The organism is Streptomyces sp. CC53, from assembly GCF_001865245.1.
GTDB lineage: Bacteria > Actinomycetota > Actinomycetes > Streptomycetales > Streptomycetaceae > Streptomyces.
Genome location: NZ_MKXB01000144.1, coordinates 35,705 through 53,877, shown reverse-complemented (window position 1 = coordinate 53,877; position 18,173 = coordinate 35,705). Strand labels below are relative to the sequence as shown.

Sequence of the window (18,173 nt, the reverse complement as noted above, 5' to 3'; positions counted from 1 at the left end):
GCCGGGGGTGCGCCGAGCCGGACCCGGCCACCACGTCGTCCGCCCCGGCCGCCGGGCAGGGCGGTCACATCGTGCCGAGCATCGCCAGCATGGACACCGCCATCACCATCCGGCAGCCCACCGCCAGTTCCGGTCCGTCCCACACTCCGTCGCCCGGCGGGCCGCCGCCCGCCCCGCCCCCCGCGGTCGGGTCCGCGGCGCCTGTGCCCCGGCCCGTGACCGGACCCGCCGGGCCTCCCGCCGCGGCGCCTGCCGGGCCCCCGACGACGAGGCCCGCGGAGCCCCCGGCCGGACCGTCGGCGACCGTGACGCCCACCGCCGGTCCGGCAGGGACGAGCATCACGCCCGTGCGCAGCACCCACACCGCGTAGTACGCCAAGAGGACGCCCGTCACCAGCGGCAGCCCACCTCCCGCGTGCCCGGCGTGCCCCGCGTGGCCGGTCGCCGGACCCGCGCCGGGCAGCGGCACCGCCATGTACACCATCGCCAGCGACCCCACGAGATGGTGCAGATGGCCCCGGCCGCGGCGCGCCGCCCACGCGGCCCGCACCGCCGCCGCGCCGAACACCGCGGAGTACAGCGCCCACATCCCCGGCGGAGGAGGAAGCACGGCCGCGGGCACTCCCATCGCGGCCATCCCGAAGGCCATCACCGCCTCGCCGCCGGCCTCCCGCCCCTCCCGCGGCGCGCCGGCGCGCCGCATCCGCACGCTCCGGACCAGGCAGTACGCCCCGGTCGCCGCGCACAGCACCACCAGCAGCCACTCCGACACGCCGGCACACCCCTCCCCGTATCGCCCTCCGTGAGATGCCCCCGGGGCCCGGGGGCGCACGCACGCGCAGAGGCGTACGGGGGGAGCGCGTTAGGCTCGGGCGCCGGGACAGCACAGCCGAGGGGAGACCCACACGATGGACACCGCACTGCAGGGCACAGGCGAGCCGACCTACCGCGACGCCGTCGAGGCGGACGTGCCCGCACTGGTCGCCCTCGTCGAGTCGGCGTACCGGGGTGACGCCAGCCGTGCCGGCTGGACCACGGAGGCCGACATCCTGGACGGCCGCCGCACCGACGCCGAGGGGGTGCGCGCGGTCATCACCACCCCGGGCTCACGGCTGCTCACCGCGGAGCGGGACGGTGCCATCGTCGCCTGCTGCCAGCTCGAACACCGCGGTGACGCCGCCTACTTCGGCATGTTCGCGGTGCGCCCCGGGCTGCAGGGCGGCGGACTCGGGCGGCAGGTCCTCGCGGAAGCCGAGCGGCGGGCCCGCGCCGAGTGGGGCGTGCGCGAGATGCACATGACGGTGATCTCGGTGCGCGAGGAGCTCATCGCCTGGTACGAGCGGCGCGGCTACCGCCGTACGGGACGGATGACCCCGTTCCCGTACGGCGACGAGCGCTTCGGCCTGCCCCGCCGCGACGACCTGCGGTTCGAACTCCTCGTGAAGGACCTCACCGGGCTGGGCTGACGCCCGCGGATCACTCCGTGCGGAAGTCCAGGCGGCCGTCCGACACCCCGACGCTCACCCGGCCGCCGTCCCGCAGCCGGCCGTCCAGCAGCAGCCGCGACAGCTCGTTGTCCACCTCCCGCTGGATGGTCCGGCGCAGCGGCCGGGCGCCGTACTCGGGCTGGTAGCCGCGCTGCGCCAGCCAGTCGACCGCGTCCGGCGAGAACTCGACCGCCACGTGCTGGGCGCGCATGCGGCGCCGCGTCTCGTCCAGCAGCAGGTCGGTGATCTGCCGCAGCTGCCGGCCCTCCAGGCGGCGGAAGAGGACGATCTCGTCGATGCGGTTGAGGAACTCGGGGCGGAAGTGCTCGCGCAGCGGCCGCAGCGCCCGGTCCCGCGCGGCCTGGTCGTCCCCGCCGGCCTCCGCGGCCCCGAAGCCGAGCACGCCCCGCCCGGTGCCGACGGCCTCGGCGCCCAGATTGCTGGTCATCACGACGACCGTGTTCTTGAAGTCGACGGTCCGCCCCTGCGAGTCGGTGAGCCGGCCGTCGTCCAGGACCTGCAACAGCACGTTGAAGACGTCGGGGTGGGCCTTCTCGACCTCGTCGAGCAGCAGCAGCGAGTACGGGTGGCGGCGCACCGCCTCCGTGAGCTGCCCGGCCTCCTCATGGCCGACGTACCCGGGGGGCGCGCCGACCAGCCGGCTGACGGTGTGCCGCTCCTGGAACTCGCTCATGTCGAGCCGCACCATCCGCTCGTCGCTGCCGAACAGCGCGTCCGCGAGGGCCCGCGCCAGCTCGGTCTTGCCGACACCGGTGGGCCCGAGGAACAGGAAGCTGCCGATGGGCCGCCGCGGATCGGCGAGGCCGGCGCGGGACCGCAGCACCGCCTCGGACACGGCGGCCACCGCCTCGTCCTGCCCGATGACGCGTTCCTTCAGATGCTGCTCCAATCCGAGCAGGCGGTCCTTCTCCTCCTGGGTGAGGCGGCTGACGGGGATGCCGGTCTGCCGGCTGACGACCTGCGCGATGTCCTCGGAGGTGACCTCCAGGACCCGGTCGCGGGCGTCCCCGTTCGACGGCTCGCTGCGGCTGTCCCGGATGCGGGCCTGCACTTCCTGGATGCGGTCGCGCAGCTCGGTCGCCCGCTCGTACTGCTCGGCCGCGACCGCCTGGTCCTTGTCGCGGGTGAGCTGCTCCACCTGCCGCTCAAGGGCCCGCACGTCGGTGGGCTGGGCGTGGGCGCGCAGCCGCACCCGGGCACCCGCCTGGTCGACGAGGTCGATCGCCTTGTCGGGCAGGAACCGCTCCGTCAGGTAGCGGTCGGAGAGCTCGACGGCGGCCAGCAGGGCCTCCTCGGTGTACCGCACCTGGTGGTGGGCCTCGTACCGGTCGCGCAGCCCGCGCAGGATCTCCAGGGCGTCCTCGGTGCTCGGCTCGGGCACCAGGATGGGCTGGAAGCGGCGGGCGAGCGCCGCGTCCTTCTCGACGTAGCGGCGGTACTCCTCCATCGTGGTCGCCCCGATGACGTGGAGCTCGCCGCGCGCCAGGGCGGGCTTCAGGATGTTGCCCGCGTCCATGGAGCCGCCCTCGCCTCCGCCTCCGCCCCCGCCCGCGCCGACGACGGTGTGCAGCTCGTCGATGAACACCACGAGCTCGTCGGAGTGCGCCCGCACCTCGTCGATGATGCCGGTCATCCGCTCCTCGAAGTCGCCGCGGTAGCGGGTGCCGGCGACGACGCCGGTCATGTCGAGGGCCACGACCCGGCGGCCGAGGAGGGAGTCCGGCACGTCGCCGTCGGCGATGCGCTGGGCGAGGCCCTCGACGACGGCGGTCTTGCCGACGCCGGCGTCCCCGATCAGCACCGGGTTGTTCTTGCCGCGCCGGGACAGCACCTCCACGGTCTGCTCGATCTCCTCCTCCCGGCCGATGACCGGGTCGATGCGGCCGGATCGGGCCATGTCGGTGAGGTCCCGCCCGAACTTGTCCAGGGTCGGCGTGCCGTGCTGCGGCGCCGGACGCTGGTCGGCGGCGGTGTTCTCCCAGCCGCCGGGCCCACCGCCCTTCCCGCGCTGCGGCGCCGGCCCGGAGGACGACGGCACCGACCCCGGGTCGAACTTGGCGGCCCGCAGGATCCGGCCCGCGGCGGAGTCCGGGTTCGCGGCCAGCGCGGCGAGCACGTGCTCGGGCCCGATGTAGGAGGCGCCGATGTGCCGTGCCAGGTCGTGCGCGTCCAGCAGCGCCCGCTTGACGGCGGGGGTGACGGCGATGCGGGACTGCGGGGGCCCCTCGCCTGCGGTGCGGTCGATCTCCGCGGCCAGGGCGTCCGGGTCGGCGCCCGCGCGGACGACCAGGTCGCGGATCGGCTCCGTCTCCAACGCGGCCCGCAGCAGGTGCTCCGTCTCCAGGTCCGGGCTGCCGTGCTCGGCCGCGTACGAGGCCGCCTCGTCCACCATGCGCCGCGTCGGCTCGCTCATCATGCGGGCGATGTCGATGTACCGGGGGCCGCGTCGGGCCGCGGACGCGGCCTGCGTACCGCCGAAGAGGCGGGCCAGGAATTCGCTGAACGGGTCGGGGCCGAAGCCCTCGGGTCCGAGGAAACCACTGCTCATCTGTCCGTACCGTCCGTCCCAGTTAGGCCGATCCGTCCCTGTCCGTCCAGGATTCATGCCGCTGACGGCGAAATCCAGCGCGCGAGTGCCCCGACGGCTCCGGCTTACACCCGGGGCCACCCTCTGCGGCGGCCTGCCGGGGCGCCGCGGCGGGCCGCCCGACGGGTGCCCGGCGGGAGGTGCGCGGCCCGTACCGGAGGGCTCGGCGCGGCCCGACGCGCCCGTTGCACGGGCGGCGGGGCGCCGCAGCGCCGTGCGGCCGCGCCGCGGGGGCAGGCGCGGTGCGCGCCTTGCTCCTCCCAGGTGACATCCGGGCCCCGCCGGCCGCCGGTACGGAGAGCGGACCGGCGACCGGTGTGCCTGCCGGACGGCCGCGGCCGCGGGGGTGGTGCCCGGACCGGTACCGGTGGGTGGGCGTCGCGGTTCCGCCGGGCGGCACGGGCGGGGGCGGGGGAGCCGGGACGGTCGGGTTCCGTGGGTACGGGGAAGCCGGCCGCCGCGGGGCGCGGTGGCGTGGAGCACCGGTCTCCGAGGGTTCGCGGCAGCGCCGGGCGCGGCTTCCTTCCGCCCGGGGCGCTTCCTGCCCAGGCGGAGGGTTCCCCGTCCGCCCGCGCTCTCCGTCTCGGCTCCTCCGTCGGGCGGGCGGCGGTCCCCCGGTCCGCCGCGCCCCGGTTCCGCGCCGGGCCGCAGGGACGCGCGGCCCGCCGCAGCCTCCCGTCCGTCCTGCGGTTTCGGTGCGGGGCCGTCAGCGGCCGAGGGCCGGCGGAGGATGGTCCGTGGTCGCGGCGTCCAGGGAGAGCGCTTCGGCGAGGCGCAGGTGCTGCGGCGTGTTCACCACCCAGCCGATGACGCGGAGGTCCGCCGCGCGGGCCTGCTCGGCGACCTCCAGGGTGATCCGCCTGATGCCGAGCGCCAGACCGCACGCTCCCGCCGCCAGGGCGCGGTCGACGATGTCGGGCCCCCAGCGCTCGGCGATGAGGACCGTCCGCACACCGGGGGCGAGCGCCGCGATCGCGGTGAGCGCCTCGTCGTGGAAGGAGGAGACCTCCACCCGGCCCAGCAGATCCCGCCGCCGCAGCACCGCGGCCAGCACCCGCGCGGCCGCCGCGTCCTTGATCTCGGCCTGGACCGGGACCCGCACCGCGTCCAGCACCTCCTCGAAGAGGGGGACCCGCTCACCGCACCCGGCGTCGAGGGCGCGCAGCTCCGCCGCCGTCTTCTCCGCGACCGGGCCCGTCCCGTCGGTCGTGCGGTCCACGTCCGCGTCGTGCATCACCACGAGCACCCCGTCCTTGCTCAGGTGCAGGTCGAGCTCCACGGCGTCCACGCCGGCCCGCTCCGCGCGGACGAAGGAGCGCAGGGTGTTCTCGGGCTCGACGCCCATGAGGCCGCGGTGGCCGATGATGAGGGGACGCATGCTTCCCCAGCGTAGTGAAGGAGTCGCCCTCCGCTACCCCGAGGGTGAACTGCCGCCTGCGAGGCGGCTTAAGTGTGCGATTCGGGGGTACCGCGCAGGAAAATCGACGGTTGCCGAGGGGTGGCGCAGGATAATTTTCGCCAACCCCCCTTGTGGTGGAAACGCGCACATGGATACGGTGCCTTGACGCGAGGTTCTCCCGTGGAGGAAGTGAAATGACGGAAATTCTTGTGCAGGACGTTGCCGGTGGTGCCGTGGCCGCCGGGACCCGGGTGATCGACCACCCGGCCTGGACGGAGCTCAAGAATGCCGTGGAGGAGATCCGCGTCCGGCAGTCCGCGGACGGCTCCGTCGACTTCGGCGCCGAGGGGGCCCCGGCCCGCGCGGACGTCGACGCCGCGCTCGCCCGGGTCGTCGCCGCCGTGGAGGCGCTCTCCCCGCTGCTGCCGCACGGCGCCGCGTACCACCGCGCCCTGGTCGCCGACCTGCGCAAGTGGGCCGACAGCGGCTACGCCGTGCCGGACTTCCTCGACTCCCTGATGGAGTTCCACCCCGCCGCCGAGCGGGTGGACGGCCGCCAGCACCTGGTGGTCTTCCCGATGTACACGCAGAACGGCAACCCGGACCGGAACCTGGAAGCCGTCGTGCTGCGCATGGTGTGGCCGGAGTGGCTCTCCGAGCTGGAGGCCACCCGCTACGACAACCCGCTCTTCTGCGGCATCACCTTCGAGGACTTCACCTCCGGGTACGACACCAACTCGGCCGTGCTCTTCCCCGAGACGGTCGCGGTCCGCGAGGTCCCCGAGCGCTTCACCTGGGGCGGCATCTTCTGCGACCGCGAGGCGGCGCGCTTCCGCCGCGTCACCGAGGCGGCAGTCGACGTGCTCGGCGTCGACCTGCCCCAGGACATCCGGGAGATGCTCGGCGACCAGCAGCGCTGCCAGCAGGCGTTCGTGCTGTGGGACATGGTCCACGACCGCACCCACAGCCACGGCGACCTGCCCTTCGACCCCTTCATGATCAAGCAGCGCCAGCCGTTCTGGATGTACGGCCTGGAGGAGCTGCGCTGCGACCTCACCGCCTTCAAGGAGGCCGTCCGGCTCGAGGCCGAGGGCAACCCGCACGGCCGGGACGTCCAGTACGCGGTGCTGTTCGACCGCATGTTCCGCTTCCCGCTCACCGGCGACCGCGTCCGCAACTACGACGGCCTCGGCGGCCAGCTGCTCTTCGCGTACCTCCACAAGCACGGCGTGGTGCGCTGGACCGACAACACCCTGCACATCGACTGGGACCGTGCCCCCGAGGTCACCAACCAGCTGTGCGGCGAGATCGAGCAGCTGTACCGCGACGGCATCGACCGCCCGAAGCTGGTGCACTGGTTCGCCGCGTACGACCTGGTCTCCACCTACCTCGCCCCGCACCCCGGCTCCCGCTGGGCCAAGGGCCCGGACGCCCTCGACGTGTCGCAGCCGCCGCGCAAGCTCGTGGACGACGTGCTTCCGGACGAGTTTCCGCTCAGCATGTTCTTCGAGGCGCTCGCCAAGAAGCTGAAGTCCGTGATCGCCTCCACCAAGGGGATCACCGCCGCCGACGTCGAGAAGGCGGCCGCGTGAGCCCCGAACCGTCGGGGAAGGCAGGCAGGACACAGGCGACCGACACGGCACCCGCGCCGGGTGCGGAGGAGACGAGCAGCATGACCGACAACGTCAACGGGAACGGCGGCCCCCTGGAAGGCGCCGTCATCGTGGTCGCCGGAGCGGCGGGCCCCGCAGGGCGCGCCGCCCTGCTCAGGCTCGCGGAGGCCGGTGCGACCGTGGTCGCCGCCGACGCCGACGCCGAACGCCTGGCCGAGGCCGTCGACGCCGCACGCTACGCCCACGGCGGCGCCACCGTGACCGGTGACACGGTCGACCTCCTCGACGCCGCCGCCACCCGCGAGTGGGCCGACAAGACCGAGAAGGAGTTCGGCCGCGTCGACGGAGTGGTGCACCTGGTGGGCGGCTGGCGCGGGAGCTCCGACTTCGCCTCCATCGACCTGGCCGACTGGGCGCTGCTGGAGAAGCTGCTGATCCGCACCGTCCAGCACACCTCCCTCGCCTTCCACGAGGCCCTCAAGCGCAGCGACCGCGGCCGGTACGTGCTGGTCAGCCAGTCGGGTGCGGCCAAGCCGACCGAGGGCAACGCCGCCTACGCCGCCTCCAAGGCCGCCGCGGAGGCGTGGACCCTCGCCCTCGCCGACTCCTTCCGCAAGGCGGGGGGCGAGGAGGGGCCGAAGGCGGCGGCTGCCATCCTGGTGATCAAGGCACTGGTGCACGACGCCATGCGCGCCGAGCGCCCGAATGCGAAGTTCGCGGGCTTCACCGACGTCAAGGACCTGGCCGACGCCGTCGCCGGCGTCTGGGAGCAGCCCGCCCAGGAAGTGAATGGACAGCGTCTGTGGCTGACTCCCAAGCCGTGACCCCGGCAGGCATGATCCCGTCCGCGCCGGCCCGTACCGACGCCCGCCGCCACCACGACCCGTCGGTGCGGGGCTTCGCCAGCGACAACTACGCCGGAGCCCACCCCGAGGTCCTCGCGGCCCTCGCCCTCGCCAACGGGGGGCATCAGATCTCCTACGGCGAGGACGAGTACACCGAGCACCTCCAGCGGGTGATGCACAGCCACTTCGGCCCCACGGCCGAGGCGTTCCCGGTGTTCAACGGCACCGGCGCCAACGTCACGGCGCTCCAGGCGCTGGCCGACCGCTGGGGAGCGGTGGTGTGCGCCGAGTCCGCGCACATCAACGTGGACGAGGGCGGCGCCCCGGAGCGCATGGCGGGCCTCAAGCTGCTGACCGTGCCCACGCCGGACGGCAAGCTCACCCCCGAGCTGATCGACCGGCAGGCGTTCGGCTGGGACGACGAGCACCGGGCCATGCCGCAGGTCGTGTCCATAGCCCAGAACACCGAGCTGGGCACGGTCTACACGCCCGACGAGATCCGCGCCATCGTCGAGCACGCCCACGGGCTGGGCATGAAGGTCCACGTCGACGGGGCCCGGCTGGCCAATGCGGCCGCTTCGCTGAACGTCCCGATGCGGGCGTTCACGAACGCGGTCGGCGTGGACGTCGTGACGCTCGGCGGCACGAAGAACGGACTGCTCTTCGGCGAGGCGGTCGTCGTCCTCAACCCCGAGGTCGGCCGCCACATGAAGCACATCCGCAAGATGTCCATGCAGCTCGCCTCGAAGATGCGGTTCGTGTCCGTGCAGTTCGAGGCGCTGCTCGCGAAGGACCTGTGGCTGCGCAGCGCCCGGCACGCCAACGCGATGGCGCAGCGCCTCGCGGACGGTGTGCGGTCGGTGGACGGCGTGGAGATCCTCTACCCGGTCCAGGCCAACGCGGTCTTCGCGCGGCTGCCGTACGAGGTGAGCCTGCGGCTCCAGAAGCGGTTCCGCTTCTACTTCTGGAACGAGGCGGCCGGCGACGTGCGCTGGATGTGCTCCTTCGACACGACCGAGGACGACGTCGACGCCTTCGTCCAGGCGTTGAAGGAGGAGATGGCCCAGTAGGGGCCCCAGGGGCGCCGGCCATCTCGCGAGCGTTGCATAGATATGCGGCTGACTGAAAGTTCATTGACTCTCGGTCGGTCGCATACCTATGCTCCGCAAGCATGCAGCTGATCCAGCAGAACCCCGACCTGTCCGCGTACTTGGCGGCCGACGACGTGATCGACCATCATCATCCCGTGGTCCGCGAGGTGGCCGCCCGACTGGCCGGACAGGCTGCGGACTCGTATGACTATGCGCGACGTGCGTTCGAGTACGTCCGCGACGCCGTCCCCCATTCCGCGGACAGCGGCGACCCGCGCGTCACCTGGCGCGCCTCCGACGTCCTGGAGCGGCGCACCGGCGTCTGCTACGCCAAGTCGCACGCCCTGGCAGCGCTGCTGCGGGCCGAGGACATCCCCACCGCCCTCTGCTACCAGCGCCTCGTGGACGGAGGCGACGGCCACGCACTCCACGGCCTCGTCGCCGTCCGGCTCAGAGGGGCCTGGCACCGGCAGGACTGCCGCGGCAACAAGCCCGGCGTGACCGCGTGCTTCTCCCTGGACGGGGAGCGCCTGGCGTTCCCCGCGCGCCCGGAGCTGGGCGAGGCGGACTACCCGGAGCTCCACGCCGCACCCCACCCGCGCGTGCTCGCGGCCCTGCGGACCGCGACCGACCGGCGCCACCTGTGGCGCATCCTGCCCGAGGAGCTTCCCGAAGGCGGCGCCGCGCACGTTGCGTCCCCCGCGCACTGACCCGCAGCACGCGGCGGGCTGCCGAAGCGTTACTGCGCCTCGCGCAGCTCCGCGGGGGAGGGGGCCGTGCCGCCCAGGTGGGCCGGGATCCACCAGGAGTCCGCCGCGTCCTTGGTGCGCACCGGGTACGCCCGCTGCGCCGTCTCCAGCAGCTCCTGGACCCGCTCCCGCAGCCGCCGGGTGATGGCGCCCGCGTACTGGTCGGCCGGGGCCTCCACGGGCTGCCCCACGCGGATCGTCACCGGGATGTGGCTGCGCTTCAGGTTGCGGGGACGGCCCTTGGTCCACAGCCGCTGCGTGCCCCACAGGGCCACGGGCACCAGGGGGACGCCCGCTTCCTGGGCGAGGCGGGCGGCGCCGGACTTGAAGCCCTTCAGGGTGAACGACTGCGAGATGGTGGCCTCGGGGAACACGCCGATGACCTCGCCGGACCGCAGGGCGTCCAGCGCGTGCCGGTAGGCCGCCTCGCCCTGCGCCCGGTCGACGGGGATGTGCTTCATGGCGCGCATCAGCGGGCCGGACACCTTGTGGCGGAAGACGGACTCCTTCGCCATGAAGCGCACCAGCCGCTTCTGGGGCCGGGCGGCGAGCCCCGCGAAGACGAAGTCGAGGTAGCCGATGTGGTTGCTCACCAGCACGGCCCCGCCCTGGCGCGGGATGTTCTCCGAGCCCTGCACGTCGATCTTGAGGTCCAGCGCCTTGAACAGGGTCAGCGCGGCGCCGATGACCGGCCGATAGACGAGTTCTGCCATCGAGGAGAAAACCCTTCTTCCACAACCCGGGCGGTGCTCCCGGCGAGGTTACGCGGCCGTAGGTAACGGCATGGCCCGATCGTGCCCCATGCGGCCGGGGGCAGGCCACCCCGCACGGCCTGGGAAGATGGGAAACGCAGGGAGATGCTCGTCACGTTCCCCCCGATCACGGGCGCATGCGGGACCTTCCCGGCATCCCGGACCGCGGCGGCACGTGACCCGGGCGTGCGGACCCGGCGGACGGCCACCGGACGCGAGGACCGGAGTCATGGTTCCCGGCCGTGGCGGCGACCGGACGCGCCGACGAGCGGATGCGGGGCAGTCAGTGCGTGACGGACGGGTCGCGGCGGAGCGACGGCACGACAGACAGGAGCTGGACGACGGTGGCGACGGACGCGAGGGGCGGCGGCCCGCAGGAGGACCCGGCCGTGCTCGGTGCGCACGAGCTCGGCGTGCCGCTCGGCGGACGGGCCACGCTCGTGCAGTTCTCCACCGCCTTCTGCCAGCCGTGCCGCGCCACCCGCCGCACCCTCGCGGAGGTCGCCGCGATGGTCGACGGCGTCGCCCACGTCGAGATCGACGCCGAGCGGCACCTCCCGCTCGTGCGCGCCCTCGGCATCACCCGCACGCCGACCGTGCTCGTCCTCGACTCCGCCGGGCGCGTGGTGCGCCGCGCAGCCGGGCAGCCGCGCCGCGTCGACGTGATCGCCGCCCTCGGCCACGTCCTGTGACCTGCGCCGCGAACAGCCGTGACACTCGTCGCATTGTGTCGTGCGGCCTTGACGCCGTCGGCCGCCGCTCGCCAGGCTGGCGCCCGTGCCGTACGAACTCCTTCTCGTCGGGCGGGTCCACGTCGACCTCGCCCGCAGCGCGAGCGCGCTCTGTCCGGGTGTCTGAGCAGCCAAGGACCGCCCACCCGCGCCACCGCGCCTCGCACCAGCAGAAGGACAACTCCATGACGGTCACCCCCGCGCTCGGTCCGGACGCCGCCCCCGCGGCCGCTGGCCCCGAACTGCTGCGCGCCGCCTTCCGGCGGCACGCCGCCGGCGTCGCCGTGATCACCGCCTCCGGCCGTCCCGCCCGCGGCGGCCGGCCCGCCGGGTTCACCGCCACCTCCCTGACCTCCGTGTCCGCCGAGCCACCGCTCGTCTCGTTCGGCATCGGGACCGCGTCGTCGTGCTGGCCCGCCGTCTCCGCCGCCGACCACGTCGGCGTGCACATACTCGGCGAGCACCAGCAGGACCTGGCCGCGACCTTCGCCCGCAGCGGAGCCGACCGGTTCGCCGCGCCGACCCGCTGGTACCCGGGCCCCGAGGGCGTGCCGATCGTGGAGGGGGCGCTTGCCTGGCTGGTGTGCCGGATCGTCGGACGCGTACCCGCGGGGGACCACCGGCTGGTCGTGGCCGAGGTCGTCGCGGGCGACCCCGGAGCGGGCGGGGGCCGCCCCCTGCTCTACCACCACGGGCGGTTCAACGCCCTGCGGGACTGAGAGACCTGGTTACTCAGCGTTGCCAAGGTCACAGTTCAAAGCGCTTGCTTACCGGGAAGGCTCCCGGTGTACTGACGAGTAATATTTCGTTGCGGGGCGCCCGCCGCCCCGAGCGGAAACCGCCCCATAAGGCGCCTATGCTGCGTGCAACAAGGCAGCCCAGTAATGACGATGCAGTAGGAGAGCCGGCGTGAGCTTGAGGATCGTTGTCTGTGTGAAGTACGTGCCCGACGCCACCGGCGACCGGCACTTCGCCGATGACCTGACCGTCGACCGCGACGACGTCGACGGCCTGCTGTCGGAGCTGGACGAGTACGCGGTCGAGCAGGCGCTGCAGATCGCGGAGGAGGCGGACGACGCGGAGATCACCGTGCTCACCGTCGGTCCCGAGGACGCCAAGGACGCCCTGCGCAAGGCGCTGTCCATGGGCGCCGACAAGGCCGTCCACGTCGAGGACGACGACCTGCACGGCACCGACGTCATGGGCACCTCCCTGGTGCTCGCCAAGGCCATCGAGAAGACCGGCTACGACCTGGTCGTCTGCGGCATGGCCTCCACCGACGGCGTCATGGGAGTGCTCCCCGCCCTGCTCGCCGAGCGTCTCGGCGTCCCGCAGGTCACCCTGCTCTCCGAGGTCTCCGTCGAGGACGGCGTGGTCAAGGGCCGCCGTGACGGCGACGCCGCGACCGAGCAGCTGGAGGCGTCCCTCCCGGCCGTCGTGTCGGTGACGGACCAGTCGGGCGAGGCCCGCTACCCGTCCTTCAAGGGCATCATGGCGGCCAAGAAGAAGCCCGTGGAGTCCCTGGACCTGGACGACCTCGACATCGAGGCGGACGAGGTCGGTCTCGAAGGCGCCTGGACCAAGGTCGACTCGGCCGAGGAGCGGCCGGCCCGCACCGCCGGCACGATCGTCAAGGACGAGGGCGAGGGCGGCAAGCAGCTCGCGGAGTTCCTCGCCGGCCAGAAGTTCATCTGAGGCTTCGGCCCCCCACCGCCCCCTCACCTTTCGCAAGCAGGAGAGAAGAAGTCCCATGGCTGAAGTTCTCGTCTACGTCGACCACGCGGACGGCGCCGTCCGCAAGCCGACCCTGGAGCTGCTGACGCTCGCCCGCCGCATCGGCGAGCCGGTTGCCGTCGCCCTCGGTGCCGGCGCCGAGGCCACCGCCGCCACGCTGGCCGAGCACGGCGCCACCCGCGTCCTCACCGCCGACGCCCCCGAGTTCGCCGACTATCTGGTCGTCCCGAAGGTCGACGCGCTCCAGGCCGCGTACGAGGCGGTGTCGCCGGCCGCCGTACTGGTGCCGTCCTCCGCCGAGGGCAAGGAGATCGCCGCCCGCCTCGCGGTCCGCATCGGCTCCGGCATCATCACGGACGCCATCGACCTGGAGGCCGGTGACGAGGGCCCGGTCGCGACGCAGTCCGTGTTCGCCGCCGCCTTCACCACCAAGTCCCGTGTCTCCAAGGGCACCCCGGTCATCACGGTCAAGCCGAACTCGGCCCCCGTGGAGCCCGCGGCCGCTGCGGGTGCCGTCGAGGCGCTGTCCGTCTCCTTCTCGGAGAAGGCCACCGGCACCAAGGTCGTCTCCCGCACCCCGCGCGAGTCGACCGGCCGCCCCGAGCTGACCGAGGCCGCGATCGTGGTCTCCGGCGGCCGCGGCGTCAACGGCGCCGAGAACTTCGCGATCATCGAGGCGCTGGCCGACTCGCTCGGCGCCGCCGTCGGCGCCTCGCGCGCCGCCGTGGACGCCGGCTGGTACCCGCACACCAGCCAGGTCGGCCAGACCGGCAAGTCGGTATCCCCGCAGCTGTACATCGCGGCCGGCATCTCCGGTGCGATCCAGCACCGCGCCGGCATGCAGACCTCGAAGACCATCGTCGCCATCAACAAGGACGCCGAGGCCCCGATCTTCGAGCTGGTCGACTACGGCGTGGTCGGCGACCTCTTCGCGGTCGTCCCGCAGCTGACCGACGAGGTCACGTCCCGCAAGGGCTGATCGCGCGCCCAGGTACGCGGCCCGGGGCCGTGCGGTGGAACCCCACCGCACGGCCCCGGGCCTTCTGCCGTGCCGTCACACCGCCGGTTCCCCGTCCGCGACGAGCCTCCAGCGGCCCACCTCGCGGTACGCGGAGTCGTGGACGGCGGACCCGTCGCCGGGCTTCATCGCGTAGTGGTGCAGGTTGCCGCCCCAGTAACGCAGAATGCGCCCCAGCTCCCTCGCGGTCGTCTCCGCCGACGCCTCGCCGTCCACGGTCACTTCGAGCAGGAACTTCATGTGTCCGTCCTTCCTCACGGGACCAGTCGATGCCGGGCGCCCGGCTCCTTCCAGTGTTTCATTGACATGCCCGGTGAGACTCCGTCCGCATCGCCCGAGGTGAGGGCGCGGAAATGCCTGCACTGTCCAAACTGAAGGTGAGGCCCCGCGGTGCGGCCACCGGTGAGCGGCCGCCCCTCGGCGAGGACGGGAAGCCGTCCGCACCGCAGCCCGCACGTCCGCCGCTGAGCGGTGCTGCGGTGGGGCGGAGCGCGACCTGCTCAGGCCCGTGCGCGACCCGCACACCGGACCCCGGCTCCAGGAGCCGAGGAAGCTCCGGGTGTTGCTGCTCGCCTCCTCGTGCTCGTCCTCGCTGTCGGCGGTCGGCGGTCGGCGGTCCTCGGGGCCGGTCACGGAAGGGCTTTCCGAGCCCGCTCTGCCCCTGGGCGTGCGAGGGTGCGCCCCGCGCTGACGCGGCTGCACCGTCTCGCCGGGGCGGGCCCCCGCGGCGGGTGCGCCCGCACCGCGCCGGTCACCATTGACGCACCTCCACCCGCCCCGATAGCTTCACCATGCGGATTAGGGATTCCAATAGGCGGAAACATTCAGTTGATGGAGGATGCGGGCATGGACCGGTACGAAGACCGGCAGGAGCAGGTGGCGACCAGCCTCACCGGTGCGGTCGGCGAAGGCGTCGGCGCCTCCCTCGCCGCGGTGGACGCCGAGCTGGCCCGCCGCTACCCCGGTGACCCCGGCACCCGGCAGCCCGTGCACACCGTCTACGTGCCCGGCGACGCCTTCGCCGCCGACACCGTCCGCTCCTGGGGGGACCGCGCCCTCGCCGCGCTCGACGAGCACGCCCCCGACGCCGCCGCCCTGGCCGCGGTCCTCGGGCTGCCCGACGGGCTCGCGGAACCCGTCCACGCGCGCGTACGGGCCAAGCTGGAGCAGGAGCCCGTCGAGGACCTGCGCGTCGACTTCGAGGACGGCTACGGCGGCCGCACCGACGCCGACGAGGACCGTGACGCCGCCCGTGCCGCCCGTCTGGTCGCCGAGGCGTACCGGAACGGCACGGCCGCCCCGTACATGGGCATCCGCATGAAGTGCATGGAGGCCGCCGTACGCGACCGGGGCATCCGGACCCTCGACGTCTTCCTCACCGGCCTGATGGAGGCCGAGGGGCTGCCGGACGGGCTCGTCCTCACCCTGCCCAAGGTCACCTACCCGCAGCAGGTCACCGCGATGGTGAGGCTTCTGGAGGAGTTCGAGAAGGCCCGCGGCCTGGAGCCCGGCCGCATCGGCTTCGAGATCCAGATCGAGACCAGCCAGGCCATCCTGGCCGCCGACGGCACCGCGACCGTCGCCCGCATGATCGACGCCGCCGAGGGCCGCGCCACCGGCCTCCACTACGGCACCTTCGACTACAGCGCCTGCCTCGGCGTGTCCGCCGCCTACCAGGCCAGTGACCACCCCGCCGCCGACCACGCCAAGGCCGTCATGCAGGTCGCGGCGGCCGGCACCGGCGTACGGGTCTCCGACGGGTCGACGAACGTCCTCCCGGTGGGGCCCAGCGAGCAGGTCCACGACGCCTGGCGGCTGCACTACGGCCTGACCCGCCGCGCCCTGGCCCGCGCCTACTACCAGGGCTGGGACATGCACCCCGGCCACCTCCCCACCCGGTACGCCGCCGTCTTCGCCTTCTACCGCGAGGGCCTCGCGCAGGCCGCGGCCCGTTTGGCCGCGTACGCCAACCAGGCCGGCGGCGACGTCATGGACGAACCGGCCACCGCCAAGGCTCTGAGCTCCTACCTGCTGCGCGGCATCGACTGCGGCGCACTCGACACCGCCGAGGTGGCCGCGCTCACCGGCCTCACCCGCGCCGACCTCGACGGCTTCGCCGCCCCGAGGCGCGGCGACCTGACCGTTACCGCCCCGTAGCCACCGCAGACGGCGGGGCCACGACCGTCACCCCGCCTCCGCCCGGCGCACGTCCTCGCAGGGCGGGGGTACCGCCGGCCTTCGCGAGGTCGCCCCGGAGAGGGGGCCGGGAGTCCTGGTGCGCCCCGGGGCACACCCGGCGGGCCGGTGGCGCCGGGCGAAGCCGCCTGCCGGAGGGCGTCGCTCTGTGAATGCGCCCGCCGGAGGGCGTGCTCGGTGGAGGCACCCGCCAGGGAAGTGGTTGCTCGAAGGACGTGTCTGCCCCGGTGGAGTCGTCGGGGCGGACGCCTGCGGGCTGAGGGCGCCTGACGGCGGGGATGCCGGGGCTCACGGGTGTCCGGGTGCTGGTGATGCGGGTGCGTCGGCTCGGGCGTTCGGCACTGGCGTTTGCGCAACGCCGTTCCGTGACGCCCGCCGCCGGCGGCAGGCCCCCACCCGGCAGTGGTCCGAGTAGAACGCCTCCGCCGTCGACCGCTCGGCCCCCGCAGTCCACGACCGCCCGCACGCCGGGCCCTCCGCCCGCTCGCCCCGCTGCATCGCAGCCACCCGCCGCCGGGCCCACCGGGTCCTCCGCCAGCGCCATGACCCGCGCTGGACCAGGGCAGAACGTTGTCTCCGCCGCCCATGTCCGCGGCAGCGGATCACCGCACTCCCGGCGATGCCGCCGAGTCGTCCCGCCAGCCCCCAGGTCGCCCGGTTCTGCGCAGCTCACGCCCAGGGACCGGAAACACCTGCGGTGCCCGCGCCTCCCTTGCGGTGAGGCGTGCCCGCGGGGGCTTCGGGCCCATGCGCGAGCTTGCCGCAGAAGCATTAGCGAATCAGTTTTCGCGTAAAGCTTGACGTGGGTGCGTGGTCGGGTGACGCTGGAGAGACCCCGCCCCTCCGGCCCCGCTGAAAGGAGGCGCACGATGGCCACCTCGACCCCGACATGCCCCGCCACCAGCGCCCAGGCGCTGCGCGTGCCCCTGCCGCAGCCGGTCACCGCGCTGCTGACCGGACGGCCCTGCGACCTCACGGTGGTGGACGCCGCCGTCGGCCTGGCCGCCCCCCGCCGCGTCCCCGTGCTCCTCGTGGCCGTCCTGCCCGGCCGGCCGCGGACACCGGCCGCGACCAGTGAGGAGACCGCCCCCGCAGGCAGCCACCTGGCGCGCGTGCTGATCAGGCTGCGGCGCGACAACGTCGGCTACATCCCCGTGGCCGCCCCGCGCCTCGCGGACCCGGCGGGCCGGCCACGGCCCGGGGCCGCGGGGGCGGTGCTGGACCTGGCCGCGCGCCACTACTCCCCGCTGGTGGTGGCCTCCCGCAAGGGGCCGGCCGGGCTGGACGCACTCACCCTGATCGACACCTCACTCCTGCGCGGCGGTGCCTTCGTCCACGCCGTGTCCCCCGACGACGGTGCCGGAACCGTCTCGGCCGGTCTGTCCCCCGCCGTGGTGGGCCACGTCTGGACCCTGGCCGAGGGGCGCCTCCCGGCTGCCGGGGTCGGCCGGCCCTCAGACCCGGGCCCCGTCACGGCGGGCGCCCCCGCCTGCGGCACGGCTCTCCGCCGGGCGGCGCATCGCTCCGGCGACGAGCCCCCGACGCCGTACGACCGCTGTCGGGCAGAGCCGTGGACGTGACACCCGGCTGAAACCTGAGCTTCCGGCCTGGCTCCTCTCCGTGGCCCGTCGGCCGGAGCGCTCCCCTCCTCCAATCGTCCGTCCGCCGTCCCGAGCAAGGGAAGGAAGCCGATCCGCCATGAACGATGTCCCGTTCGCCGTCCCGCTGTGGGCCTGGGCCGCCGTCACGCTGGTCATCGCCGTCATGCTCGCCGTCGACCTGCTCGTCCACCGGGACAATCACGTGATCGGCTTCAAGGAAGCGGCACTGTGGTCGGGTGTGTGGATCGCGATCGGACTGGCCTTCGGCCTGGTCCTGCTCGTCTGGCAGGGCGGCGAGGTGTCCTCCACGTACTACGCGGGCTATCTGATCGAGAAGGCGCTGTCGATC

17 protein-coding genes and 1 pseudogene are annotated in these 18,173 nt (G+C 73.7%); 13 read left to right on the top strand and 5 right to left on the bottom strand.

All coding sequences use genetic code 11. The annotated features are described in order from the left end of the window. Positions 1-64 precede the first annotated feature (64 nt). Positions 65-772, bottom strand: a complete 708-nt coding sequence (locus tag BJP40_RS14455) for a DUF5134 domain-containing protein (RefSeq protein WP_071280710.1) — start codon at positions 770-772, stop codon at positions 65-67. A gap of 136 nt (positions 773-908) precedes the next feature. Here BJP40_RS14455 and BJP40_RS14450 point away from each other — a divergent pair, with 136 nt between their 5' ends. Beyond that, a complete protein-coding gene (locus BJP40_RS14450) occupies positions 909-1,466 on the top strand; it encodes a GNAT family N-acetyltransferase (RefSeq protein ID WP_071280709.1) in 558 nt (185 codons plus the stop codon). Between the two features lie 10 nt (positions 1,467-1,476). Here the strand turns inward: BJP40_RS14450 and BJP40_RS14445 are convergent, their stop codons facing one another. Together BJP40_RS14445 and BJP40_RS14440 are read right to left on the bottom strand one after the other, a co-directional pair. Beyond that, positions 1,477-4,056, bottom strand: coding sequence for an ATP-dependent Clp protease ATP-binding subunit (locus BJP40_RS14445; RefSeq protein ID WP_071280708.1), 2,580 nt, complete (start codon positions 4,054-4,056; stop codon positions 1,477-1,479). 745 nt (positions 4,057-4,801) lie between these two features. Further along, positions 4,802-5,473: a glycerophosphodiester phosphodiesterase family protein gene (locus BJP40_RS14440; protein WP_071280707.1), complete on the bottom strand. Its 672-nt coding sequence runs from the start codon at positions 5,471-5,473 to the stop codon at positions 4,802-4,804. A 215-nt stretch (positions 5,474-5,688) separates the two neighbouring features. On the opposite strand from BJP40_RS14440, the gene BJP40_RS14435 reads away from it, so the two are divergent. The 4 genes from BJP40_RS14435 (at position 5,689) to BJP40_RS14420 (ending at position 9,753) form a co-directional block, all read left to right on the top strand. Next, a complete protein-coding gene (locus BJP40_RS14435; protein WP_071280706.1) occupies positions 5,689-7,086 on the top strand; it encodes a DUF6421 family protein in 1,398 nt (465 codons plus the stop codon). A gap of 80 nt (positions 7,087-7,166) precedes the next feature. After that, positions 7,167-7,931, top strand: coding sequence for an SDR family NAD(P)-dependent oxidoreductase (locus BJP40_RS14430; RefSeq protein WP_071274803.1), 765 nt, complete (start codon positions 7,167-7,169; stop codon positions 7,929-7,931). Between the two features lie 11 nt (positions 7,932-7,942). After that, complete coding sequence (locus BJP40_RS14425; RefSeq protein WP_071280790.1) at positions 7,943-9,022, top strand: low specificity L-threonine aldolase; 1,080 nt, start codon at positions 7,943-7,945, stop codon at positions 9,020-9,022. Between the two features lie 101 nt (positions 9,023-9,123). Then, entirely contained in the window at positions 9,124-9,753 is a 630-nt protein-coding gene (locus BJP40_RS14420; protein ID WP_071280705.1) for a transglutaminase family protein, read from the top strand. A 29-nt stretch (positions 9,754-9,782) separates the two neighbouring features. On the opposite strand, the gene BJP40_RS14415 is transcribed toward BJP40_RS14420, so the two are convergent. Next, positions 9,783-10,505 (bottom strand): 1-acyl-sn-glycerol-3-phosphate acyltransferase, encoded by a 723-nt coding sequence (locus BJP40_RS14415; RefSeq protein WP_071274809.1) that lies wholly within the window; start codon positions 10,503-10,505, stop codon positions 9,783-9,785. A 428-nt stretch (positions 10,506-10,933) separates the two neighbouring features. On the opposite strand from BJP40_RS14415, the gene BJP40_RS14410 reads away from it, so the two are divergent. From BJP40_RS14410 to BJP40_RS14395, 5 genes are all read left to right on the top strand, one after another. Next, positions 10,934-11,236: a thioredoxin family protein gene (locus tag BJP40_RS14410; RefSeq protein ID WP_226962956.1), complete on the top strand. Its 303-nt coding sequence runs from the start codon at positions 10,934-10,936 to the stop codon at positions 11,234-11,236. Between the two features lie 85 nt (positions 11,237-11,321). Beyond that, positions 11,322-11,402, top strand: coding sequence for a putative leader peptide (locus tag BJP40_RS36310; RefSeq protein ID WP_319020153.1), 81 nt, complete (start codon positions 11,322-11,324; stop codon positions 11,400-11,402). A gap of 58 nt (positions 11,403-11,460) precedes the next feature. After that, positions 11,461-11,994 carry a flavin reductase family protein gene (locus tag BJP40_RS14405; protein WP_071280703.1) on the top strand — a complete coding sequence of 178 codons (534 nt, stop codon included), beginning with the start codon at positions 11,461-11,463 and terminating at the stop codon, positions 11,992-11,994. A gap of 190 nt (positions 11,995-12,184) precedes the next feature. Continuing rightward, positions 12,185-12,970 carry an electron transfer flavoprotein subunit beta/FixA family protein gene (locus BJP40_RS14400; protein WP_071274817.1) on the top strand — a complete coding sequence of 262 codons (786 nt, stop codon included), beginning with the start codon at positions 12,185-12,187 and terminating at the stop codon, positions 12,968-12,970. Positions 12,971-13,025: 55 nt separating this feature from the next. Continuing rightward, the gene (locus BJP40_RS14395; protein ID WP_071274819.1) at positions 13,026-13,988 is read left to right on the top strand and encodes an electron transfer flavoprotein subunit alpha/FixB family protein; all 963 of its coding nucleotides are present in this window, start codon (positions 13,026-13,028) and stop codon (positions 13,986-13,988) included. A gap of 75 nt (positions 13,989-14,063) precedes the next feature. Here the strand turns inward: BJP40_RS14395 and BJP40_RS14390 are convergent, their stop codons facing one another. Continuing rightward, positions 14,064-14,267 carry a hypothetical protein gene (locus tag BJP40_RS14390; RefSeq protein WP_071280702.1) on the bottom strand — a complete coding sequence of 68 codons (204 nt, stop codon included), beginning with the start codon at positions 14,265-14,267 and terminating at the stop codon, positions 14,064-14,066. A gap of 606 nt (positions 14,268-14,873) precedes the next feature. Here BJP40_RS14390 and BJP40_RS14385 point away from each other — a divergent pair. From BJP40_RS14385 to BJP40_RS14375, 3 genes and pseudogenes are all read left to right on the top strand, one after another. Continuing rightward, entirely contained in the window at positions 14,874-16,184 is a 1,311-nt protein-coding gene (locus BJP40_RS14385) for an aldolase/citrate lyase family protein (RefSeq protein ID WP_071280701.1), read from the top strand. A gap of 908 nt (positions 16,185-17,092) precedes the next feature. After that, positions 17,093-17,803 (top strand): hypothetical protein, encoded by a 711-nt coding sequence (locus BJP40_RS34305; protein WP_071280700.1) that lies wholly within the window; start codon positions 17,093-17,095, stop codon positions 17,801-17,803. 118 nt (positions 17,804-17,921) lie between these two features. Continuing rightward, positions 17,922-18,173: pseudogene (locus tag BJP40_RS14375) on the top strand (tellurium resistance protein TerC); the annotation flags it as partial.